Origin of the sequence: Herbaspirillum huttiense (genome assembly GCF_004367745.1) — a bacterium.
Taxonomy (GTDB): domain Bacteria; phylum Pseudomonadota; class Gammaproteobacteria; order Burkholderiales; family Burkholderiaceae_D; genus Herbaspirillum; species Herbaspirillum huttiense.
This window is the reverse complement of sequence record NZ_CP037993.1, coordinates 3480456-3502883: the sequence shown is the minus strand read 5'-3', so window position 1 is coordinate 3502883 and position 22428 is coordinate 3480456. Positions and strand designations below refer to the sequence as shown.

At 63.3% G+C, this 22428-nt stretch carries 18 protein-coding genes; 12 read left to right on the top strand and 6 right to left on the bottom strand.

Translation table 11 applies throughout. The features are described from left to right. Nucleotides 1–3 precede the first annotated feature (3 nt). On the bottom strand, nt 4–576 hold the full coding sequence (locus E2K99_RS15705; protein WP_088753293.1) for a GbsR/MarR family transcriptional regulator: 573 nt from the start codon (nt 574–576) through the stop codon (nt 4–6). 540 nt (nt 577–1116) lie between these two features. On the opposite strand from E2K99_RS15705, the gene E2K99_RS15700 reads away from it, so the two are divergent. Further along, nucleotides 1117–2280 carry an AI-2E family transporter gene (locus E2K99_RS15700; protein WP_134222818.1) on the top strand — a complete coding sequence of 388 codons (1164 nt, stop codon included), beginning with the start codon at nt 1117–1119 and terminating at the stop codon, nt 2278–2280. Here the strand turns inward: E2K99_RS15700 and E2K99_RS15695 are convergent. After that, a complete protein-coding gene (locus E2K99_RS15695; protein ID WP_134222817.1) occupies nt 2210–3676 on the bottom strand; it encodes a heavy metal sensor histidine kinase in 1467 nt (488 codons plus the stop codon). The genes E2K99_RS15700 and E2K99_RS15695 overlap by 71 nt on opposite strands. Further along, on the bottom strand, nt 3673–4344 hold the full coding sequence (locus E2K99_RS15690) for a heavy metal response regulator transcription factor (protein ID WP_121042020.1): 672 nt from the start codon (nt 4342–4344) through the stop codon (nt 3673–3675). Before E2K99_RS15690 ends, E2K99_RS15695 begins: the two co-directional genes overlap by 4 nt. A gap of 242 nt (nt 4345–4586) precedes the next feature. Here E2K99_RS15690 and msrP point away from each other — a divergent pair, with 242 nt between their 5' ends. From msrP to E2K99_RS15630, 11 genes are all read left to right on the top strand, one after another. Then, nucleotides 4587–5555, top strand: coding sequence for a protein-methionine-sulfoxide reductase catalytic subunit MsrP (gene msrP, locus E2K99_RS15685; RefSeq protein WP_134222816.1), 969 nt, complete (start codon nt 4587–4589; stop codon nt 5553–5555). 14 nt (nt 5556–5569) lie between these two features. Beyond that, nucleotides 5570–6226 carry a protein-methionine-sulfoxide reductase heme-binding subunit MsrQ gene (locus tag E2K99_RS15680; protein ID WP_205703684.1) on the top strand — a complete coding sequence of 219 codons (657 nt, stop codon included), beginning with the start codon at nt 5570–5572 and terminating at the stop codon, nt 6224–6226. A 77-nt stretch (nt 6227–6303) separates the two neighbouring features. Then, complete coding sequence (gene msrA, locus E2K99_RS15675) at nt 6304–7002, top strand: peptide-methionine (S)-S-oxide reductase MsrA (RefSeq protein WP_121042007.1); 699 nt, start codon at nt 6304–6306, stop codon at nt 7000–7002. A 55-nt stretch (nt 7003–7057) separates the two neighbouring features. Next, on the top strand, nt 7058–8770 hold the full coding sequence (locus E2K99_RS15670; RefSeq protein WP_134222815.1) for a tetratricopeptide repeat protein: 1713 nt from the start codon (nt 7058–7060) through the stop codon (nt 8768–8770). 329 nt (nt 8771–9099) lie between these two features. Beyond that, on the top strand, nt 9100–10425 hold the full coding sequence (locus E2K99_RS15665; protein WP_205703683.1) for a TolC family protein: 1326 nt from the start codon (nt 9100–9102) through the stop codon (nt 10423–10425). A 69-nt stretch (nt 10426–10494) separates the two neighbouring features. Next, nucleotides 10495–11370: an EAL domain-containing protein gene (locus E2K99_RS15660; RefSeq protein ID WP_134222814.1), complete on the top strand. Its 876-nt coding sequence runs from the start codon at nt 10495–10497 to the stop codon at nt 11368–11370. A 915-nt stretch (nt 11371–12285) separates the two neighbouring features. Then, entirely contained in the window at nt 12286–14385 is a 2100-nt protein-coding gene (locus E2K99_RS15655; RefSeq protein WP_121042001.1) for an ATP-binding cassette domain-containing protein, read from the top strand. Between the two features lie 26 nt (nt 14386–14411). Further along, complete coding sequence (locus tag E2K99_RS25930) at nt 14412–17093, top strand: putative HlyD family type I secretion protein (RefSeq protein WP_240733731.1); 2682 nt, start codon at nt 14412–14414, stop codon at nt 17091–17093. After that, nucleotides 17087–17248, top strand: coding sequence for a hypothetical protein (locus E2K99_RS25925; RefSeq protein ID WP_240733730.1), 162 nt, complete (start codon nt 17087–17089; stop codon nt 17246–17248). The genes E2K99_RS25930 and E2K99_RS25925 overlap by 7 nt, the downstream gene beginning before the upstream one ends. Before the next feature lie 2 nt (nt 17249–17250). After that, complete coding sequence (locus E2K99_RS15635) at nt 17251–17625, top strand: helix-turn-helix domain-containing protein (protein ID WP_134222813.1); 375 nt, start codon at nt 17251–17253, stop codon at nt 17623–17625. Nucleotides 17626–17765: 140 nt separating this feature from the next. Then, on the top strand, nt 17766–18101 hold the full coding sequence (locus tag E2K99_RS15630) for a helix-turn-helix domain-containing protein (protein WP_039785071.1): 336 nt from the start codon (nt 17766–17768) through the stop codon (nt 18099–18101). 46 nt (nt 18102–18147) lie between these two features. Here E2K99_RS15630 and E2K99_RS15625 read toward each other — a convergent pair whose 3' ends face one another. The 3 genes from E2K99_RS15625 to E2K99_RS15610 form a co-directional block, all read right to left on the bottom strand. Next, nucleotides 18148–19449, bottom strand: coding sequence for an MFS transporter (locus E2K99_RS15625; RefSeq protein ID WP_134222812.1), 1302 nt, complete (start codon nt 19447–19449; stop codon nt 18148–18150). Between the two features lie 401 nt (nt 19450–19850). Next, nucleotides 19851–21065, bottom strand: a complete 1215-nt coding sequence (locus E2K99_RS15615) for an ABC transporter substrate-binding protein (protein ID WP_134222811.1) — start codon at nt 21063–21065, stop codon at nt 19851–19853. A 61-nt stretch (nt 21066–21126) separates the two neighbouring features. Then, the gene (locus E2K99_RS15610) at nt 21127–22428 is read right to left on the bottom strand and encodes a hydroxymethylglutaryl-CoA reductase, degradative (protein ID WP_134222810.1); all 1302 of its coding nucleotides are present in this window, start codon (nt 22426–22428) and stop codon (nt 21127–21129) included.

Here is a 22428-nt window from a genome sequence, read left to right as displayed (position 1 = left end):
GGATTACTCCTTTTCGTTGCTGCTGCCGCCGACGCGGAACTTGTCGCGCACGTCCAGCAGCTTCTTGACCTTGGAACCCATCTTCATCAAGGACACCAGCGTCTCCGGCGAGAGGCGCTGCACATCGTCGAACCAGGAACTGGAAAGTTCGATCAGTTCATACATCTCGCGCATGCGCTTTTGCACTTCCTTGTCGTCCTTGCTGCCGGGCGCTTCCAGCAGGGCGTCGCGCAGCATGGAGAGGGTCGGCTCGATTTCGCGGCGGCGGCGTTCTTCCAGCAGCACCTTGAAGATGTCCCAGATGTCGCCGGGCGGTTCGAAATATTCACGGCGGTCACCGGGTTTGTGCAGCAGCTTCACCAGCCGCCAAGACTGCAATTCCTTCAATCCCATGCTCACGTTGGAGCGCGAAAAACTGAGGTACTCGGCGATCTCGTCGGCATTGAGCGCACGCCCGCAGATATAGAGCAGGGCATAGATCTGGCCCACTGTTCTATTGATACCCCAGCGGCTGCCCATCTCGCCGAAATGGCTGATGAAACGCTGCATGAGCGGGCTGAGTACATTGTTTTCCATGTCGAAGTCTTTCGAAATTTCAGTAATTACTGAAATTTAAAGCAATTGCTTGACCCATCGCAATGTCACGCACCTGTGTATTTCCTGATAACAGTTATCACGGATGAGAATGACGCGCGCCCGGCGCGGAGGCGCGGGCGAGGGCCGTCGGCAGGCTCAGGGACTGGCAGGGGCGAAGGCGTTTATTAACGTCTCTTCATGACGACATCGCGTCTCGTGAACTTCCCGGTTTCACAAGGACGCAGCCCTGTTCAGCATCATGTTGCGCTGCATGAACGTATTTTCACGCTTTCCTACAAAGCCAGAAGGATTTGGCTGATAGGAAACCTGATGCGGATCAAATAAGGTGCATTTGCAGCTCAGCCGTAGCGTGGCAAGGGATCGGAAAACGACATCTCCGCCACGCTACAGGTGAAGTACTGAGTGCAACTGAGTGCAAGCGTCCACCGGGTTTCTTCACCTCGGTGGCGAGGGGCTGGCGGGCTGGGGTTGCCCGTGGCGCACGCCTGCTGCGTCCTCTTTTTCCAAGGATGAATGTTTATGCTGGGTTTCGATTTCCGCGTGGCCAGAATCGTCTGGACCGTCTTCCTGGTGGCCTTGCTGCTTTATGTCACCTATACCATTTCGGCCACCGTGCTGGTGCTGGTGTTTGCCGTCTTCTTCAGTTACCTGGTCTATCCGCTGGTGGAGCAGGTCGAGCGCGTGCGCCCGGCCAAGGTGCCTCGTGCGGTCTCCATTGCGGTGGTGTTCGTGCTGGCCATCGGTATCGTGGCAGCCGTGGCGACCATCTTCGGCGCGCGCATCCAGGAGGAAGCCCTGCGCCTGTCCGAGCAACTGCCGGCGCTGCTGCGCTCCAATGATGCGGTGTCCAAGATTCCCCTGCCGGGCTTTGCCGAACCGCTGCGCGCACGCATCCTGGGCTTCATCCGCGACCAGCTCGCCAACGGCACCGACCAGGCCATGCCGCTGGCCAAGCAGTTCGGGGTGGGCGTGATGCATGCGGCCAGCAACCTGATTTATCTTGTGTTGGTGCCGGTGATCAGCTTCCTGCTCATCAAGGAAGCGCCGGCCATGCGCGATGAAATCCTGTCCTGGATGAACCGTTCCAACCGCAAGCTGTGGGATGGCATCATCAAGGATCTCGACGTGCTGCTCTCGCGCTATGTGCGCGCGCTGCTTTTTCTTTCCATTGCGACCTTCGTGGCCTACAGCATCGCCTTCTCGCTCATGGGCGTGCCCTACGCCATGCTGCTGGCGGGCCTGGCGGCGGTGCTGGAATTCATTCCCTTTGCCGGTCCGCTGGCCGCCAGTGCAGCCGCTCTGGTGGTGGCCGGCTTCAGCGGTTATGACCACCTGCTGTGGCTGGTGGGTTTCATCGTGGCGTATCGGGTGTTCCAGGATTACGTACTGAATCCTTACCTGATGAGCGAGGGCGTGGAAGTGAGCCCGCTCATGGTGATCCTGGGCCTGCTGGCCGGTGACCAGCTGGGCGGGGTGGCGGGCATCTTCCTGTCGGTGCCGGTGATGGCGGCCTTGAAGATCATCTTCACGCGCGCCTCGGCGGCCCAGAAGGCAAGACGTGCGGCCGAAGCGCGCGAGGCTGAACTGGCGGCCCAGGCCGCACAGGAAGCGCTCAGGTCGGCAGAGGTGGCGGAACCTGCACCTGCGCCGCCTGCGCTGCCGCCGACGGGAAGAACAAGCTGAAGCGAATCCAGCCCGGCTGCGGACATTCGACCGCAGCCGTGCCGCGATGCAAGGCCATGATGGCCTTGACGATGGCCAACCCCAGGCCGTTGGATTCGGTGAAGGCGCTGCGCGAACGGTCGCCGCGATAGAAACGGTCGAACATGCGCGCCATCGCATGGGGCGTGACGCCTTCGCAGCGGTTGTCCACCAGGATGCGGCTGCCGCTGGCGTCGTTCTCGGCCTGGATGCGGATGACGCTGTCGGCCTCACCGTAGCGCACCGCATTGATGACCAGGTTGTTCACTGCCCGCCGCCACATGTCGCGGTTGGCGTGGCAGGTGCCCTGGGCCTGCAGCTCGAAGCGCAGGCCGCGTTCGTCGGCGATGCCTTCGAAGTAATCGGTCACCTTGCCCAATTCTTCATGCAGGTCCAGCGCGCTGCATTCCACGGCCAGCGTCGCATGGTCGGCTTGCGCCAGGAACAGGATGTTCTCGACGATGCGCGAGAGCCGCTGCAATTCCTCCACATTCGATTCGAGCAATTGTTCATATTCTTCCAGGCTGCGCCGTTGGCCCAGTGCAACCTGGCTCTGGCCCATGAGCACGTTGATGGGCGTGCGGATCTCGTGGGCCAGGTCGCCGGAGAATTGCGCCAGGTGGTCGTAGCCAGCCTCCAGCCGGTCCAGCATGGCATTGAAGGAGAGCGCCACGCGCCGCAGTTCGGACGGCATGCCGTCCTGCTCCAGGCGGGTGGAAAGGCGGTCGGGCGTGATCTGGGCGGCGCGCTGGCTCATCGCTTCCAGCGGCTGCAGCCCGCGCCGCAGCAGCAGGAATCCCAAGAGCGAGGTCAGCAAGATGGCAGCGCCCGCCGCACCGGCAATGCGCCAGCGGTAGCTGTGCATCATGCGGCTTTCCTGCACCATCACATAGGCGGCCACGATCTCCACGCGGTCTCCGCCTGCACCACCCTTGCCCACATCGGCCAGTGCCGAGACCCAGCGTACCTTCACGCCATCGGGGCGGAAGCTGGTCTGCAGGCTGGCCGAACTGACCGGGCGGCCCACCGGAAGCGGGGTCATCTCAGGCGGCTGCAGGTGATCGGGATTGCTTTGGATGAAGGGCGCTTCACCCTGACGGCGGAAGATGCGCACATCCTGCTCATTGCCCATCATGCTTTCGAAGAGGGCAGGGCGCTGCTCCATCTGCTCGACGTTGTAGAGGTCGTGCATCAGGTTGCGGAAGTGTTCCACGCGCCCGATCAGGGCCTGGTCGGCCCGTTGCGACAGGGCGACCCCGGCCGCGCGATCCAGGTAAAAGCCCAGGCCGGTGACCACCAGCGCAGTCATCAATGCGAACAGGGCGGTGACGCGGGAAGTGAGGGTCCAGCCGCGCACGGGTGTGGCAGCGGCGTTCATGGGTTTTCCGAAAACATGTAGCCGACGCTGCGCACGGTGTGGATCAGTTTTTTCTCGAAGGGCGCATCGATCTTGGCGCGCAGGCGCTTGATGGCGACATCGACCACGTTGGTGTCGCTGTCAAAGTTCATATCCCAGATCTGCGAGGCGATCACGGACCGTGACAGTGCCTCGTCCCGGCGCTTGATGAGCAGGTGGAGCAGCATGAATTCCTTGTTGGTCAGGGCAATATGAATGCCCTGGCGCGTGACCTTGTGGCGCACATGGTCCAGTTGCAGGTCGGCGATCTCATAGACCTCGGCTTCGCGCGTGACGCCCCGGCGCAGCAGGGTGCGGATGCGCAGCACCAGTTCAGTGAAGGAAAAGGGTTTCACCAGGTAGTCGTCGGCCCCCAGCTGCAGGCCGCGGATGCGGTCTTCCACCTGGTCCTTGGCGGTCAGGAACAGCACCGGCAGGTCGCGCTTGCTGCGCAGTGCGCTCATGACCTGCCAGCCATCCAGGCCGGGCAGCATCACGTCCAGCACCACCAGGTCGTAGTCCTGTTCCAGTGCCATGTGCAGGCCGTCACTGCCGGTGCGGGCGAGGTCGACGGCATAGCCGGATTCGCGCAAGCCTTTGCGCAGGTAGTCACCGGTCTTGGGGTCGTCTTCGATTACCAGGATGGCCATGCTGTGGGAAACCGTGTTTGGTGGAATGGACGGGAAGCGCCGCTGCAAAGGCGGCCCGGATCGGAGAGAATGAACCGGAAAATGCACTCGATTCTAGCAATGGAGGGATTTTTCTTCATGACAAAATTGTCATCAAAATGCCACCCGCGCGTCACCGCGCCGCTTTTACCATGGCATCTCATCGGCGAGGTCCAGGCCTTGCCTCCGCTTTGCATTCACACCCTTTTTTGCCGGAGCGCACCATGCTGATCAAGATTCGTCCCGACCAGATTGACATCCCGACCGCCTCCGAGATCACCCCGCGTGATCTCTACCTGTCGCGCCGCAGCTTCATGGCGCGCGTGGCGGCCGGTGCCGCCCTGGCCGGCGGCATGGGCGCGCTGCCGCAGGCCTTCGCCCAGCAGGGCAGGAAGCTGCCGGCCCAGCTCAATAACGCCTTCGCGGTCATGGACAAGCAGACCGCCTACAAGGACGCCACCAGCTACAACAACTACTACGAGTTCGGTACCGACAAGGCCGATCCGGCCAAGAATGCCGGCAGCCTGAAAACCAGCCCGTGGACCATCGACATCGAAGGCGAGGTCAAGAAGCCCATGACCCTGGACCTCGATGCCCTGACCAAGCTGGCCCCGCTGGAAGAGCGCATCTACCGCATGCGCTGTGTGGAAGGCTGGTCGATGGTGATCCCCTGGATCGGCTATTCGCTCTCGGCGCTCATCAAGAAGGCCGAACCCACCGGCAATGCCAAGTATGTCGAATTCGTCACCCTGGCCGACAAGAAGCAGATGCCGGGCCTGTCCACCCCCATCCTGAACTGGCCCTATCGTGAAGGTTTGCGCCTGGACGAAGCCAATCACCCGCTCACCCTGCTGACCCTGGGCATGTACGGCGAAGTGCTGCCCAACCAGAACGGTGCGCCGGTGCGCATCATCGTGCCGTGGAAGTATGGCTTCAAGTCGGCCAAGTCCATCGTCAAGATCCGCTTCGTCAAGGAAGAACCCAAGACCGCCTGGAATCTCTACGCTCCGCAGGAATACGGCTTCTACTCCAACGTCAACCCCAACGTGGACCACCCGCGCTGGTCGCAGGCCACCGAGCGCCGCATCGGCGAAGACGGCTTCTTTGCGCCCAAGCGCAAGACGCTGATGTTCAACGGATACAACGACGTGGCCAGCCTGTACACCGGCATGGACCTGCGCAAGTTCTTCTGAGGATCGGATCCGGCATGCAGCTCGCTCCCGCCGCCTTGCGCAATCTCAAGCCACGCGCCGTGACGGGGCTGTGGTGGCTGTTCCTGGCCCTGGCCTTCGTTCCGCTGGGGCGGCTGGTGGTGCTGGGTTTCACCGGCGGCCTGGGGGCCAACCCGCTGGAATTCATCACCCACAGCACCGGCGACTGGACCTTGTATCTGTTCTGCATCACCCTGGCAGTGACGCCCCTGCGCAAGATCACCGGGCTGAACTGGCTGGTGCGCATGCGCCGCATGCTGGGGCTGATGGCGTTTCTGTATCTGTGCCTGCACTTCACGACCTTCGTCTGGTTCGATCACTTCTTCGACCTGGGCGAGATCTGGAAGGACATCGTCAAGCGGCCCTTCATCACCGTGGGCGTGCTGGCGCTGCTGCTGTCGATCCCGCTGGCCATCACCAGTACCAACGGCATGGTGCGACGCCTGGGCGGCAAGCGCTGGCAGGCCCTGCACCGGCTGGTCTATGTGATCGTGCCGCTGGGTGTGCTGCACTACTGGTGGGACAAGGCCGGCAAGAACCTGATCGCGCAGCCGCTGTTGTTCGCGGTACTGGTCGGGGTGATGCTCGCTGTGCGCCTGCTGTGGCGGCGCAGCGGCGCATCGGGCACGCCGGGAAAGCCCGTGCGGCGCTGAATGCTTCATATCTTGTGCGTTTGACCTGATCGTCCTAGCCGATTTTCTGATTTTTCCCTGCCCTGTCGGAGCCTGCCATGTCCCTGTTCAAACCTGCCGTCCTGGCCTCTGCGGCCAGTCTTTGCCTGGCGCTGGCCTGTGCTTCCACTTTTGCTGCCGAAGCGGCGGTGGCGGTGCCCGCTCCCAGTGGCAAGGCGGTGCTGGCGTCCACCGCCAACACGGCCACCGTGGTCCTTGCGGGTGGCTGCTTCTGGGGTGTGCAGGGGGTATTCCAGCATACCCAGGGCGTGTTGCAGGCGGTGTCCGGTTATGCCGGCGGCAAGGCCGATTCGGCCACTTATTCCATGGTCAGTTCGGGGACCACCGGGCACGCTGAAGCGGTGCAGGTGACCTACGATCCGCGCAAGATTTCCTATGGCCAGATCCTGCAGATCTATTTTTCGGTGGCGCATGACCCGACTCAGCTCAATCGCCAGGGCCCGGACCATGGCACGCAATATCGTTCGGCCATTTTCACCGCCAGCGACGAACAGGCCCGAGCCACCCAGGCCTACATCGCCCAGATCAATGCCGCCAAGGTCTTCAGCGCCCCCATCGTGACCCAGGTGACGCCGCTGCAAGGCTTCTACCGGGCCGAGGATTACCATCAGGATTACGCCACGCTGCATCCGAACCAGCCCTACATCGCCTACAACGACCTGCCCAAGATCAGCAACCTGCAGAAGATGTATCCGGCCATCTATCGCGCCGATCCGGTGCTGGTGTTCAAGCGCTGACGCAGTACCCCGGCAGGGATGAGACAATACGCGGGTTTGTCTCATCCCGCCTGCCATGAACGCCACTGATACCGTCCGCCTCGCCCTCGACCATTTCCACCAGGATGATTACGCCGCCGCCGAACAAGTGCTGTTCGGCTTGCTGGAGACCCATCCCCGGCACAAGGATGCGCTGCAGCTGCTGGGCAGCGTGGTGGCCGCGCAAGGACGTTTCGAAGAAGCAGCCCTGGCCTGGCAGCAGGCCTTGCCGCTGGTCGACCCCGACAGCGAGGAAGCGCTGGCCCTGCGCTATCGCCTGGGGCGCGCCTTCTACGAGCAGGGGCGATATGAAGACAGCTTCCTGCTCTATCGCGACCTGATCGAGGCGGGGCATGAACGTCCCGAGTTCTTCGTCGCCGCCTCGGCCGCCTTGCAGGGCATGTCGCCCTCCGGCAAGAACGATGGCCGGGCGCTGGCCTTGCTGGAAGAGGCACTGCGGCGCAATCCCGATGTTCCCGATACCTGGCACCGCAAGGCGCGCCTGCATGAGCGCGCCGGCCAGTGGGAAGCCGCACGCAAATGCCTGCGCCAGGTGCTGCTGCGCTTCGATGATCGCGCGCAATACTGGCTGGATGCAGGCCTGATCGAACATGCCTTGGGTGACTACGAGGAAGCGCTGCGTTATTACGACCGCGCCCTCATTCTCGACCCTGACCTGGTGGATGCCCACGTCAGCCGTGGCACCACGCTGGCGCGCCTGCGCGACCACGAGGAAGCCATCGACAGCTTCCGCCGCGCCCTGCGCATGGATGGCAAGGACGCCGATGCCCATGTCAACCTGGCCTTGTCGCTGCTGGTGCTTGGTCGGCTGGAAGAGGCTTTGCCGCTCTACGAATGGCGTTGGGAAGGACGCGGTACCGATCCTTATCGCCACGCCGCCATCCCGCCCTGGAACGGCGGCAGCTCGCTGGCCGGCAAGCGCATCCTGCTGTGGGCCGAGCAGGGGCAGGGCGATACCATCCAGTTCAGCCGCTACGTGCAGCAGATCGTCGAGGCCGGGGCCGAGGTGGTGTTCGAGGTTCCGGAAAGTTTGTTCACCCTGATGCAGGGCTTGCCGGTGGCCTCGCGCATTCAGCTGGTGCCGACCGCAGGCGCCTTGCCCGCGATCGATTATCAGTTGCCGCTGATGAGCCTGCCGCTGGTGTGCAATACGGCGATGGACAACATCCCGGCACCGGTGCCTTACCTGAACGTTCATATCGACCTCAAGCGGCAGTGGGAGCAGCAACTCGACGCGCTGGCACCGCGTGCGCCGGGGCAGGTGCGCGCAGGCATCATCTGCTCCGGCAACCCCGGCAATGCCAACGATGCGCGCCGGTCCATCGCGCTGGAGCGCTTTGCGGCTCTGGCCAAGGCGCGTGACGGGGTGTCCTTCTTCATCATCCAGCCCGATCTGCGCACCGCCGATGCGCAATGGCTGCAGCAGGCCGGGCCGCAGTGGCATGCGGTAGGGGAGGGCATTCGCGATTTCGCCGATACGGCCGCTGCGCTTTCCTGCATGGACCTGGTCATCAGCGTCGATACGGCAGCCGCCCACCTGGCCGGCGCGCTCGGCTTGCCGGTCTGGATCGCCTTGCCCTATTCACCGGACTGGCGCTGGTTCCTGCAACGCCATGACTCGCCCTGGTATCCGACGGCACGGCTGTTCCGCCAGCAGCGTGCGGGCGACTGGGATGAGGTCATCACCACCTTGCGTGCCGCCTTGGCGGTAGCGGCGTTTTCTTCCTGAGCGTGCCGGAACCCGTGCAGCTCTTCCGGCTGCAGACGTTCTTGGCAGGGTCTGCAGCTGTTCTTCATTAATCTTTGTAGTGTTTCTCGAATTATTTCGAGGCCGTATGAAGATTTCTGCACCATCGGACAATTCGTTCCCCCCCGTCCTTTCCGCGATCATCCAAGCCAATTCTCGTCACCCGTCATCGCAGCCGGCCGGCTGCCCTGCCGCCTTTGCGGCTGCTGCCCGGCCAGTGTGCAGGTGCGTGAAGTACAGCGCCCGGCGCCGTCTTCCCGCCTGCCGCGAGACCTTCCTCCCTGGACGAGATCAACCTGAAATGAGCGCAGATGAACGACATCCTCCCCCTTGGCGGCGCGTGCGGCCCGCAGTCTTCCTCCACCTTGCCGCGCCCGCGCTGGCCCAACCGGCTGGCTGCCGTGATGGCGATGTCACTGGGCTTGTTGAGCCTGCCGGCGGGCGCTGTCAGCCTGGGTGATCTGGTCAAGCAAGCCGCTTTCAACAATCCCGCCGCGGTCGCTCGGCAACGTGCCGTCGACGCCGCTGCCGAAGGTATCTCGTCGGCCAAGTGGCAATTCTTCCCGACACCGTCCATGTCGGTCGAACGCGCCGGCGTGACCAGTTCGCGCGACATTTCGTACAACGGCGACGATACCGTGGTGACCCTGCGCCTGCAGCAGACCCTGTGGTCCGGCGGCCGCCTGACGGCCCAGCTGGAACAGGCCGGACACAATCATGAATCTGCTGGCGAAGCCCTGCGTGAACAGCGCTTCCGCCTGGCCGAGCAGGTCATTTCGCAATACAGCCTGTGGGTGCGTTCGGATCTGGCCACCGAGGCCAATCAGAAGAATCTGAAAGCGCTGGAAGATTTCCTCGCACAGAGCCAGCGCCGCGAGAAGGAAGGCGCCGCTGCGCGCGTCGACGTGACGCTGGTGCGCGGCCGCCGCGACCAGGCACTGACCGACCTGCTGGGAGCCAAGGCCAGCCGCCAGTCGGCGCGGCTGCAACTGGAACAACTGGTCGGCCTGCCGCTGAGCGATGAAGAGCTGCGTGCCGATGTGGCGAAGATGTCCGTCAGCGAGGATCTGCCCGCACTGACCGAGAGCATGCTGGAGAGCAGCCCGCTGCTCAAGCGCCTGCGCGCTGATGCCAAGGTCCAGGAGTCGGCCATCCGGATCCGCAGTGCCTCCTACTGGCCCGAAGTCTATGCCCGCCTGGAGCACCAGCGCGGCAACTTCAGCGTGCCTCACACCCCCAATGCCAACCGTGCTTTCATCGGCATGCAGATGCAGCTGGGGGCCGGCCTGTCGCTGGGTTCGGAAGTGGCCGCCGCGCAGGGCCGCTATCAGTCAGCGCTGCTGGCCGTGGATGCGGCACGGCTGGAACTGATCTCGCAGATGGCCGCCACCTACACCGAGTATCAGCAAGCCGAGGCGCGTGCACGCAATCTGGAAGACGTCGCCGTATCGTCCGAGGAGGTGCTGGCTTCCTATACCCGCCAATATCTGTCGGGCCGGCGCTCCTGGCTGGACGTGATGAATGCCGCCCGCGAAGTGGTGCAGACCGATCTGCAGAAGGCCGACGTCACGGCCATGATCATCGCGGATGGCCGCAAGCTGCAATTGTGGGCGTATGGCCTGGACCAGGTACGCTGACCATCAATCCCGTGCGCATCCGGTGCGGTGCGCACGGCGACCGCAAGGGGAACTGCGGCAGGGGGGAGCATGATCACCAAAGCGCAGTTCAAGCGCGCCATCGAGCGCGAGGAATTCAGAGTCGTCTATCAGCCCATCGTGGTACTGGCCGACGGACGCTGTGCGGGCGCGGAAGTCCTGGTGCGCTGGCAGCGCGAGGACGGTGCACTGTTGCCGCCGGACCGTTTCCTGGCTGCGGCGCAGCGGCACGGCTACCTCAATGCCATCACCGACCGGGTACTGCAACAGACCGTCAGCGACCTGGCCCCCACGCTGCGCGCTCATCGCTGCTTGCATGCGGCCGTCAATATCCCGGCCCAGGATGTCAACAGCGGCCGCATCCTGGAGGTGCTGGCTGCCGCGCTGGACGGCACCGGTATCGTGCCGGCCCAACTCTGGCTGGAAATCACCGAGAGCAGCAGCATGGAAACCCTGCCGAGCCGCGAGACGCTGTCCCGGGCGCGGGAGCGGGGGCATCTCATTGCGCTGGATGATTTCGGGACCGGCTATTCCTGCCTGCGCTATCTGCACGAACTTCCATGTGATGTGCTCAAACTGGATCGTTCCTTCGTCATCGGCATCGGCACGGATCACGAGCATCCGGTGCTGGCCTGCATCATCGACCTGGCCCGCAAGCTCAAGCTGAAGATCGTCGCGGAAGGCGTGGAAACGCCGGTGCAGGCGCGCTATCTGGAGCAGGCCTGCGTCGACTATGCCCAGGGCTGGCATTACGCACGGCCGATGCTGGCCGCTGAATTTGCGCGCTATTGCGATCGGGCAGCGAGCCCGGCGGGTTCGCCACTGTCGCCGCTGTCGTTGCACGCCCCGGAATCGCCGTTGTCTTCTCTCGCGGCTGGCGGCTCCGCAGAGGCCGTGGTGGCGCCGGAGCTTCAGTCCTCGCACTGAGCTTGCGCGGGCTGTGCGCACAGGCGTCCTTTCCTGTCTGGTCTTTCCTCTCCGTTGCTGTTGATGTCGTCCACTCGAAGTTGCCTTCGATAGTTCATTCCGTCTGCACCATCAGACAATTTGTTAAGCGCAAAATGTTAGATAAAGTTAGTACGGCGTCGATGTTAATGGTCTGGCGGAGACGCTGTCACCAGTGCTGACTGATTGTCGGTGATCAGGTGGCGAATGGCACCAAGCTCCCCTCGGGTTCAACATGATTCGAGGGGAGTTCTCTTTTGTGTATCCAGATATGAAGAGGCTTTCCAGGATCTTCCGTATTTCTTTGATCCTCGCGAAAGTGGTCCTGGATTTTCTCTTCACTCGTCGACAGGAAGGGCGTCCATCGTTCCAGAGTGAGGTTTGTTATCTGATCGACTGAAATCGTCATTTACTTAGTTTTTTCGAGACTACAAATATGTCTGAAATGAACTAAAGGACAATTAAATCTTTATATATTTTCACAGATCATTAGGCCCATTGACGATCTGCCGCAGCGCCTGATTCCGGACGAGATCTCCCTCGGTTTTGCCCGCTGTTGCTGAGATGGCAAAGCAGCAACGATGACGCATCCCGGTCATTTCTGGCATCGCGCGACACATCGTCCGAGGGGTTCTCTCCCGTTTTTCGCTCTCACTGTCGATCAAGCCGGGTACGTCCGCATCGTCCGAATACGCGCCGTCGACAGTCCTTCCCCTGAAGGAAGGCCGATCGTCGCGACTGATATCAAACCAAACGAATCGCCATGAGAAAGAATATTCATTCCTGTCCCAGTTCGCCCCCCGTTGCCGGTGCGCCGCGCTGCGGCCAGCAAGATGTCCGGCGCAGGCTGCACGGGCCTGTATCCAGCTGCCTTGCTGGTTTCCCGGGAGGCCTGTCATGAGTGAACTGGCGTCTTCCTTGTCATGGGCCGTGATGACGGCAGCGCGACGCCACGGTGTGGTGATCGACAGCGTCCGGCTCAATGCCGCCATCACCCAATCGATGGTGAAAAGCGGCGCAGCGGCCATCGACATCAACAGCCTCTGCGCTGCCCTGAGCCTGCCCAAGTCGCAGCATCTGGCCAAGCCGGACCGCGCGCAGCTTCCCATGCTGGGCGTGGTGCGCGAGCGCGGCTGGGGTGTCATCGCCGACCAGCGTCCCGATGGCCGCTGGATTTTCATCAGTGAAGAAGGCCATGCTTTGGTCAGCGACAGTGATCTGAGCGAAGGCGCCTACAAGCTCGATTTCGCCCCGCTCGGCAACAAGCCGGACCAGCACGGTTTTGAACGCGTCTTCAAGGAAGCGCTTGGCGAATACCGTCCCATCATCCTGGAAGTGGTGATTGCCTCGGTGGTGATGAGCGTCATTGCGCTGGGGGCCTCGGTCTTCTCGATGCAGGTCTATGACCGGGTCATTCCTACGCACGGCGTGGCTACGCTGATCGTGCTGGCCATCGGCGTCTCGCTGGCCATCGTCTTCGAGCTGGGCATGAAGTTCGCGCGTTCTCACATCATGGACAGCGTGGTCTCCGGCCTCGATGCCAAGCTCTCGCAGGCGCTCTTCGAACGCTTGCTGTCGGTCCGGGTGGACCAGTTGCCAGGTTCCGTCGGCAGCCTGGCCGGGCAACTGCGCGGATATGAACAAATTCGCTCCTTCTATACCTCGCAGACGCTGTTCACCCTGGTCGACCTGCCGCTGGGCCTGCTGTTCGTACTGGTGATCGCCTTCATCGCCAGTCCCTGGATGGCGCTGGTGCCGACCGTGTTCGGGCTGGCGGCCATCGGCATCGGCTACCTCTCCAATCGCAAGGTGGTACGGCTGGCCGACAAGAGCGCGGCGGCCTCCAACCTCAAGACCGGCCTGCTGGTGGAGACGGTGGAGGGGGTGGAGACCATCAAGTCCGGTTCCGGCGGCTGGAAATTCCTCTCGCGCTGGATCGACGTCAGTGCCGAGTCCATCCGCAGCGACATGGCCATGCGCGCCATCGGCGACCATGCCGGCTATATCGCTGCCATGCTGCAGCAACTGAGCTACTCGACCACCGTCATCGTCGGCTCCTTCCTGGTCATCAACGGCCAGATCACCATGGGAGCGTTGATCGCCTGCTCCATCCTGGGTGGCCGCATCCTGGCCCCGGTGGCCATGATTCCCGGCCTGATGGTGCAGCGTGCGCATACCAAGGCCACCCTGGCCGGACTGGAAAAGATCTATGCCCTGCAGACTGATCAGGGCAACGAGCGCCAGCTGACCCCGGACACCCTGCGCGGCGAGTTCCGTGTGGAAGAGGTGAAATTCACCTATGCCGGCAGCCTGCTCAATGCCATGAGCATTGACCAGCTGAGTATCCGTGCCGGGGAGCGCGTCGCCATCCTGGGACCGATCGGTGCCGGCAAGTCCACCATCCTGCGCTTGCTGTCCGGGCTGTACCGGCCCCAGCAGGGCCGCATCCTGATCGATGGCCTGGACATGGCCAACATCAACCGCCTGACGCTGAATCAGCACATCGGCTATCTCCAGCAAGACCACCGTCTCTTCGTCGGCACCCTGCGCGAGAACCTGCTGATCGGCCTGCCCGATCCCGGCGACGAAGTGCTGCGCCAGGTGATGGAGCGCACCGGCCTGCTGCGCCTGGTCTCAGCCCATCCCAAGGGACTGGACCTGCCGATCCAGGAGGGCGGGCGCGGCCTGTCCGGTGGCCAGCGCCAGCTGGTGGCCTTCACCCGGCTGCTGCTGTGCCGGCCTGACATCTTCCTGCTCGATGAACCCACGGCCTCCATGGATGAAGACCTGGAGCGTCACTGCCTGGGCGTGCTCAATGAAGAAATCAGCGGTGGCCGCACGCTGGTGGTGGTTACCCACAAGCCTGCCTTCCTGCCCATGGTCGAACGCGTGATCGTGGTGGTGGGCAACCGGATCGTGCTCGACGGCCCGCGCGATGCCGTCCTGGCCCGACTGCGCGGTGATACCGCCAGTGCGGGGAATGCCGTCGTCGCCTGAGGTTCGCCATGACCATGAGCTTGAAAATGAATAAACCCGATCCCCATCACTCCCTGGTCTCGGCGCGCTGGATGTTGCGCCTGTCCATGCTCAGTGTCTTGCTGCTGCTGGTCTGGGCCGGCCTGAGCCACATCGATCAGGTCACCCGCGCGCAAGGGCAGGTGATTGCGGTCTCCCGTACGCAGTCGGTGCAGGCCCCTGATGGCGGACCCGTCAAGCAGATCCTGGTGAAGGAGGGGGAGGCCGTCAAGCAGGGGCAATTGCTGATGGTGCTGGAGCAGGACCGTATCCAGACCTCCCTCAACGACAGCCGCGCCAAGGTCGCAGCGCTGCGCATCAGCCTGGCGCGCCTGCGTGCCGAGGTATACGGCCAAACCTGGCGTCTGCTGGGTGAAGGCAAGTACCTCGGTCTGCTGGTCCGCCGGTTCAAGTCCTCCGAGACCCAGGACCGCCGTGTCAAGCTGGCCAACCTGAACGATACGCTGGCCGGTGTGCCCGCCGGCCTGGAAGTGCGGGCCTTGTTCCAGAACCTGCTAAGCAAGGATGGCACGGCCCCGGTCCATGATCCGGCGCGCCTGCAGCACCAGGCCGACAGCTTCGCGCTGGAAATCCAGCGCCGTACCACGCTGACCCAGTACATCGCCAACACCCTGATCGGCCTGGGCCTGTTCGGCACCTTCCTCGGTCTGATCGTGACCCTGAAGGAGGTGGCAGCCCTGATCGGCTTGTTCGGCGTGGCCGGTTCGGGCGGCAGCGACATGATGGCGCAGTTCTTCCAGAAGATGAGCGCGCCGCTGGCCGGCATGGGTGACGCCTTCGTCGCCTCGCTGCTGGGCCTGGGCGGATCCATCGTCAACAACGTGCAGTTGCTGGCTACCCGCAAGCTGCAGCGCGTGCTGTGCAACCGTGCCGAAGCGGCGTACATGAGCGTGGCCGATGCCGTTTGCGTGCCTGCCAACGGTCAGCCGGACGAACAGCAGATGCGCAACGATTTCTCCGTGGCCCAAGCTCAGCTGCAGGAAATCCGCAGCATCCGCAACGAGATGCACCAGCAGACCGAAGCCGTCCTGCTGGCCTCGTCCCGCATGCGCCAGGCCAGCGAACCCCTGGTGAAGTGCCTGGAAGGACTGGAAAAGCGCACCGCCGCCCAGGCCCAGGATCGCCCGCAACTGGAGCAGATTGCCGCCACCATGTTCGCGCACGACATCGTGGTCTGGCCCACCAGCGACATCAGCAGCATCGCCATCAGGATGGACGGTCCCCAGTTGAACCTGCAGCATGACAAACTGCTGCTGGATGTGCCGCTGGCGCTCGACGCCAGCCTGCCCGCCGTGACCGGCAAGATGGTGGGCGGGGTGGCCGGGCTGACTTACGGCTATGAAGGCAGCAGTCATCGCCTGACCATCAGCAAGACGTCAGGGGCCGCCCTGAGCGGGCTGGAGGCACGGGCCATCCTCAAGGCCATCCAGTTGCAGAATGCGACCCCCAGCGCAGGGGACCGCAGTGCCTCGATCACCCTGACGGACCAGGCCGGCAATAGCAATACCGTCGTGGCGAAGCTGTCGGTAGACCTCACGCTGCCTTCCAGCATCAGCGCGGCGCTGGTGAGCAGCAAGCAAATCAGCTACAAGACGCTGAGCATTCCGGACATCATGGGGGGCTCCAGTCCCCATAACCTTCACTCGGGTGAAAGTGTCGATCTCACCAGCCTGTTGCCTGCGGGGATGACGGCGACAAGCTTCATTTCCTCCCTCAAGGGGATGTATGCGGAATGGGGCGGGATGTCCATTACAAGCGATGCCAACACGACCGATCCGCATTACATCAGCGTGTATTCCTTCCCGAGCGGATTCGGGCTGGGAACGACGTTCAGCATGGTGCATCAGGGCGGTCCCTACGCGAAAGGGGAGAGTTTCAAGTTCACTTCCCCGGATGGCAAGCAGCTTCTGCTCAGTGCGCTGGATGGCTTCTATGCCGCCAATACGGACGTCTTCTCCTACAAGACTCCCAGCGGCAGCCAGCAATACGACATCGGCAATGTTCGCCTGCTGTATCAGGTGACCACGGAAAATCCGAATTCGTTGCCGACCCTGCGGGTCAGCTACGACGGTACCAAGGCCAGCGCAGGCGACGTGATCGGTCTGTATGAGGGCAGCCAGCTCATCGGCAGTCGCACCCTGACGGCCGCCGATGTGGGCGCGGCCAACATGAGCCTGGAGGTCACCAGTACCAGCAGCCTGGGTGCCGGCCAGCATGTCATCACGCCCAAGTTGAGTGACGCCGCTGGCAACGTAGTGGTGGGTAATGGCGTCAGTGTCACGCTGGCGGCAGGTACGGCCTCGCCGCTCCTGAGCAACCTGAAAGTCAACGGCGAGACACCCGACACCCAGTCCATCAATGATTCAGTCACCAAGTACGCCATGATCGCCGAAACACCGACCAGCGCAGCCACCTTGACCGGCCTGGACCAGAACCTGACCTTCGCTGGCACGGTGGGCGGGGCAGGTGCCAACGATACGTACCTCATCTCGGTGAGCATGGGTGGCAAGGTGATCGTGTTCCCATCGAGACCATCCAGGACGTGCGCAGTCTCGGCATCGACCTGTTGCTGGTGCTGCGCAGCGGTGGCCAGATCCTGTTGCGGGAAGGTGCGCTGGATGCCCTGGTCAATCCGGACCGGCGGCTGCAGTTCAGTGATGGCGTGCTGACCCTGCAGCAGATCTTCATGCAGAGTGAACAGTTCGACTTCCTGCATCAATCCGGATCCGCTACTGGCGCGGAAGTGCCGGCGGCCGATGTGCATGTGCCGCTACCGCCGCAGCCGATCGTGGTACCTGGACCGGCGTTTCCGTTCGGAGGCTGAGCATGGACGCGCCCATCGACAACGCGCCGCCCCAGACGACGCCTGCTGCCAAGCAAGCCATCGGCGAACGCCTCAAGGCCACGCGTCAGCTGAGTGGCCTGAACCAGCGCGACTTCGCCAGCCGGCTGGGCACCTCGGGTGCCTACATCAGTTGCGTCGAGCTGGGGCACAGCATGCCCGGCGGACGCTTCCTGCGTTCGCTGCACCGGGAGTTCGACGTCAACATCAATTGGCTCCTGACCGGCCTGGAACAAGAACTGCCGCCGCGCCATGGTTTTCACATCAAGGTGCTCATTGGTGACTACGTCCGCGCATCGGAGCGCGGCAAGTCGCTGGTCATGGCGGTCGCGAGCTTCCTGGTAAGCCGGCGCGGCTGAGAGCGGTCGCCGGTTACGCCCCCGCTGCTGCCGTCCGGCGGGGGTGTCACTGGTTCGGCACGGGGCTGCTGGGCTCGGCGCAGTCGTGGGGACGGGGATACGGGCGGCTCACGCGGGTGCGTCCGTTCAGAGGAGAAGACATGTTCAGTGAAGAAATCGGGGGGAGGATCAAGGAGATCCGCCTCGCCCACGGCCTGAGCCAGCGCGAGCTGGGTCAGCGCCTCAATACATCGACCGGCCACATCAGCTGGCTGGAAGCCGGCAAGGCCATGCCGGGCGGGGAGCTGCTGTTGCAGCTCTACCGCGAATTTGCGGTCGATCTCAACTGGTTGCTGACCGGCAGCGAGCCGGACGTCCTGCCGCAGGAGAGCGATTCGGACGTCAGGCTACTGGTCGACCATTACTGCCGCACGGATGTGCAAGGCCGCGAGATCATCCGCACACTGGCCAGTTACGCCGGCCGCACTGCAGCCTGAGCGATCTGCATGGCCGCTGCGCAGATACCTCCGCTCGGAGGGGCGGTCAGCGTCCCGCAGCGCTGGCCGGCGACGCCTGAGCTGCGGCCGCAAGGATGGCGGCGCGCGCCTGCACGTCGCGGTTGAGCCGCCAGACCAGTACCGAGGCCAGCAGCGTGGTACCGACAATGACGTAACCGACGACGTCGAAATGCTGCAACTGGCCATCCGCCCCCAGCGTGACGATATGTCCGGCCACGATCGAGGCCACACCCCCCGAGAGCTGCTGGATGGAGGCGCTGATGGCATTGAAGGAACCGCGCTGGGTAGTCGCCGGGACCGAAGAGACCAGGGCCTGGAATGGAATCATGCGCGAGAAGATGCCCAGGAACAGCACGGCATTGACCAGCACGATCATCGGTACCGTCACCGGTCCCAGGTGCGTGTAGATCAGTACCATGATGATGGACAGTACGGCGCCGAAGACAAAGACCCGGAACTTGCCCACCTTGTCGGCCGCGCGTCCGATCAGCGGACCGAAGGCGATGGTGCACAGGCCGGTGACCAGATAGACCGTCGGCAGGTGATGCAGGTCGATGCCCAGGTTGCCGACCAGATAGGCGCTGCTGAACGGCATGAGCATGAAGCCGCCCGTCATCAGCAGGGCCGTGGTGGCAAACGCGGTCAGGTAGCGTGGCTCCGTAATGGTGTGGTAGAGGTGCATCCACGCCGTGTGTTCCTGCTTGAGCTTGAGGTGGCCGTCTACCGGCTGCATCTTGAAGCTGACCACGATCCCGCCCACTGCGCCCAGCGCGGCCATGGCCAGGAAGGGGACATGCCAGTTCCAGGTATTGGAGAGATAAAGCCCGATCGGAATGCCCAGCACCTGGCTGGCCGCGAAGGCCGTCTGGATGATGCCCATGACGCGTCCCCGCAGCTGCGGCGCGAACAGATCGGTGGCGATGGCCAGCGTGATGGAACCGATCACGCCCCCGAACAGGCCCGTGACGATACGCGCGATCAGCAGACTTTCAAAACTCTGCGCCAGACCGCACCACACGGTCCCCAGCACGAAGCCGGAATAGAAGAACAGCAAGAGCCGCTTGCGGTCGAAGCGGTCGGCAAAACCGGCCGTGAGCAAGCCGGAGGCCCCGGCGCTGAAGGCATAGGCCGAGACCACCAGCCCGAACTGCTGCGGCGTGATCTGCATGGCGGGCATGATCACGGCACCCAGCGGCGACATCAGCATGAAATCGAGAATGACCGCAAATTGCAGGAAGGCCAGCAGACCGACGACGGTCTTCTGGTAGCGCGTGAATCCCGCCGGGGCGGGCGGACTGGCAGGCTGGCGGGGAGGATGCTGACTCAAAGTGACTCCTTGGCGGATGGTCTTGTTGGCTTGTTGAAATCTTGGCCGGCGAACCGGCTGCCGCGTCGCGCCTCGCTAACGATGGCAGGCGGCCGTGTCGTCGCTGACGAATGAGCGGCCGCGATATTGTGCCATTCACAGGCGGGCGGACGATCGGACCAATGCAGCAGGCCGGCTGGGCTGGGTTGCAAGAGTAGGTGCAAGACTCGGCCAAGGCAAGCCGCTGATGTAAAGACCGCACAAAGGGTCAGGAGGTTGTGTTCAGCTTTCCTGGCGGCACCTCAATGAAGAAGGGCGAGACCCGCTCCGCCGGCCCCGCCCTCAAACTGCTCAATCTGCTGGCCGACAAGGGCCTGCAGGGGGGGGGCTCTGGACTTCAGGCCAGAAACTTCACCTGTCCCTTACTGCTTGAGCAGGCTGCACCGGGAATCCGCCACACTGGTGAAGGCTTGTTCACCTAGGATGGTTTCCAGCAGCTTCAGGTAATCCCAAGGCTTCTTCGACTCGGCCGGCGACTTGACCTGGTACAGATACATGTCATGGATGTTGCGCCCGTCGGCGCGGATGTAACCCTTGTTGTAGAAGTCATCGATGCGCGTCTTCTTCAGTTGCGCCATCACCTTGGTGGCATCATCGCTGCCGATGGCCTCCACCGCCTTCAGGTAGGTCATGGTGGCCGAGTAGGCGGCCGCCTGGTGCGTGCTGGGCATTTTCTTCATCTTCTGGAAGAAGCGCTCGGCAAACTTGCGCGAGGGCTCGTCCTTGTCCCAGTACCAGCTGTCGGTCATCATCAGGCCCTCGGCATTGGCCAGTCCCAGCGCATGGATGTCGTTGATCACCATCAGCAGACCTACCAGTTTCATGGTCTTGGTCACCCCGAATTCCTTGGCGGCCTTGATCGAATTGACGGTATCTTCGCCCGCGTTGGCCAATCCCAGGATCTGCGCCTTGGACGCCTGCGCCTGCAGCAGGAAGGACGACAGGTCCGAGGATTGCGGCGGATGCTTGATCGACCCGACGACCGTGCCGCCATTGGCCTTGACCACGGCACTGGTGTCATTGGCCAGCGAATGGCCGAACGCATAGTCCGCCACCAGGAAGAACCAGGATTTGCCGCCCTGCTTGATCACCGCACTGGCCGTGCCCTTGGCCAGCGCCACCGTGTCGTATTCATAGTGCACGGTGTAGGGCGTGCATTCCTCGTTGGTCAGGCGGGCGGTCCCGGCGCCGATGTTGATGTAGACGCGCTTCTTCTCGGCCATCACCTTGTTCATTGACAAGGCCGTGGCCGAATTGACGCCGCCGATCAACATGTCCAGCCCGCGTTCGTCAGCCCATTCACGGGCGCGGGTGGCGGCGATGTCGGCCTTGTTCTGGTGGTCCGCCGAGAGTATCTCGACGGGTTTGCCCAGCACCTTGCCGCCATAGTCGGCGACCGCCATGCGGATGGCCTCCAGTCCGCCCAGTCCATCCGTATCGGCATAGGGGCCGGACATGTCGGTAATGAAGCCGATGCGTACCGCGTCATTGGATACCTGGGCCATGGCCGGCCCTGCAAAAATGCCTGCAATGGCACAGGCGGCTGCCAGCCTGCGCAGCGTGGTCGATGGGATCATGTGCTTGTCTCCTCGTTGTGATCGGCCGCTGGGCGGCTCGGGTCGTTCTGTTTTCCGTGCTTCAGCGGCGGCGTTCGGCCAGCAGCGATCTGGCGTAGTCCACCCGGACGTCGTGGCCAGCCACCATCTGCTGCACCAGCCAGTCCATCTCATGCGGTTCGGCCCCGGTGGCCAATGCGATGTTGCGCGCGTGCAGGGCCATGTGGCCGCGTTGTATGCCTTCAGTCGCCAGCGCGCGCAGGGCGGCCATGTTCTGCGCCAGCCCCACCGCCACGGCGACCTCGGCCAGCTCCTGCGCCGATTGCACGCCCAGGATCTTCAAGGCCGCCCGTGCCGCCGGATGGGTCTTGGTGGCACCACCCACCAGGCCCACCGGCATGGGGATTTCCAGCGTACCGACGAGGTCGCCATCGGCGGCAATTTCCCAGTGCGTCAGCGAAGTGTAGCGGCCATGGCGGCAAGCGTAGGCGTGAGCCCCGGCCTCCACCGCGCGCCAGTCATTGCCGGTAGCGACGATGACCGGATCGATGCCGTTCATGATGCCCTTGTTGTGCGTGGCGGCGCGGTAGGGATCGACGGCCGCAAATTCATACGCATCGACGATGCCATCAATGACTTCCTCGCCACTGTATGCGCTGGTGGCCAGCACCTGGGCAGAAACCTTCACCCTGGCCCGCGCCAGCCGCAGATCGGCCAGATTGGAGAGGATGCGCAGCCGCACCTTGCCGCCGGTGATTTCCTCGATATGTCCGGCCACCGCTTCGGCCATGGTGTTGACGGTATTGGCGCCCATTGCATCGCGCACGTCGACGATCAGGTGCGTGACCACCATGGCACCGCGCCGGGTGTCAGGGAAGACATGCACTTCGATGTCGCGGCAGCCGCCGCCCAGCTGGTTGAGCAGGTGGTCGCGGCTGTTGGCGATGTCGATGATGGCCTGGCGGTCCTTGAGGATGGCCAGCCGCGCGCCGTGCGGATCGGTCACCCCGAGCAGCTGGATCTGCGCCCGCATGAGCGGCGTGCTGCTGGAAGTCTGGAAGCCGCCGCAGGCGCGCACCAGCTTGGCCATGAAGGACGCTGCCGCCACCACCGAGGGCTCTTCGACCGCCATCGGTACCAGTACATCGCGGCCATTGAGCTGAAAATACCCGGCCACACCCAGCGGCAGCTGGAAGGTGCCGACCACGTTTTCAATCATGCCGTCGGCCGTGGCCAGCGGCAGGCCTCCGGGCTGGCCCAGCAGGATCTGCTCGGGCTCGCCCAGCCCGGCCAGGCGTGCGACCTCCGCCAGGCGTTGCGGCGGGGTCAGGCTGCGGAATCCGGGCAGGCGCGAATCGGTCGCGGAGTGCTTGTCACTGTGCAT

Coding starts and splice junctions, on each gene's coding strand:
- E2K99_RS15705 (WP_088753293.1), bottom strand. CDS start 576: ATGGAAAACAATGTACTCAGCCCGCTCATGCAGCGTTTCATCAGCCAT.
- E2K99_RS15700 (WP_134222818.1), top strand. CDS start 1,117: ATGCTGGGTTTCGATTTCCGCGTGGCCAGAATCGTCTGGACCGTCTTC.
- E2K99_RS15695 (WP_134222817.1), bottom strand. CDS start 3,676: ATGAACGCCGCTGCCACACCCGTGCGCGGCTGGACCCTCACTTCCCGC.
- E2K99_RS15690 (WP_121042020.1), bottom strand. CDS start 4,344: ATGGCCATCCTGGTAATCGAAGACGACCCCAAGACCGGTGACTACCTG.
- msrP (WP_134222816.1), top strand. CDS start 4,587: ATGCTGATCAAGATTCGTCCCGACCAGATTGACATCCCGACCGCCTCC.
- E2K99_RS15680 (WP_205703684.1), top strand. CDS start 5,570: ATGCAGCTCGCTCCCGCCGCCTTGCGCAATCTCAAGCCACGCGCCGTG.
- msrA (WP_121042007.1), top strand. CDS start 6,304: ATGTCCCTGTTCAAACCTGCCGTCCTGGCCTCTGCGGCCAGTCTTTGC.
- E2K99_RS15670 (WP_134222815.1), top strand. CDS start 7,058: ATGAACGCCACTGATACCGTCCGCCTCGCCCTCGACCATTTCCACCAG.
- E2K99_RS15665 (WP_205703683.1), top strand. CDS start 9,100: ATGAACGACATCCTCCCCCTTGGCGGCGCGTGCGGCCCGCAGTCTTCC.
- E2K99_RS15660 (WP_134222814.1), top strand. CDS start 10,495: ATGATCACCAAAGCGCAGTTCAAGCGCGCCATCGAGCGCGAGGAATTC.
- E2K99_RS15655 (WP_121042001.1), top strand. CDS start 12,286: ATGAGTGAACTGGCGTCTTCCTTGTCATGGGCCGTGATGACGGCAGCG.
- E2K99_RS25930 (WP_240733731.1), top strand. CDS start 14,412: ATGAATAAACCCGATCCCCATCACTCCCTGGTCTCGGCGCGCTGGATG.
- E2K99_RS15635 (WP_134222813.1), top strand. CDS start 17,251: ATGGACGCGCCCATCGACAACGCGCCGCCCCAGACGACGCCTGCTGCC.
- E2K99_RS15630 (WP_039785071.1), top strand. CDS start 17,766: ATGTTCAGTGAAGAAATCGGGGGGAGGATCAAGGAGATCCGCCTCGCC.
- E2K99_RS15615 (WP_134222811.1), bottom strand. CDS start 21,065: ATGATCCCATCGACCACGCTGCGCAGGCTGGCAGCCGCCTGTGCCATT.
- E2K99_RS15610 (WP_134222810.1), bottom strand. CDS start 22,428: ATGCACAGTGACAAGCACTCCGCGACCGATTCGCGCCTGCCCGGATTC.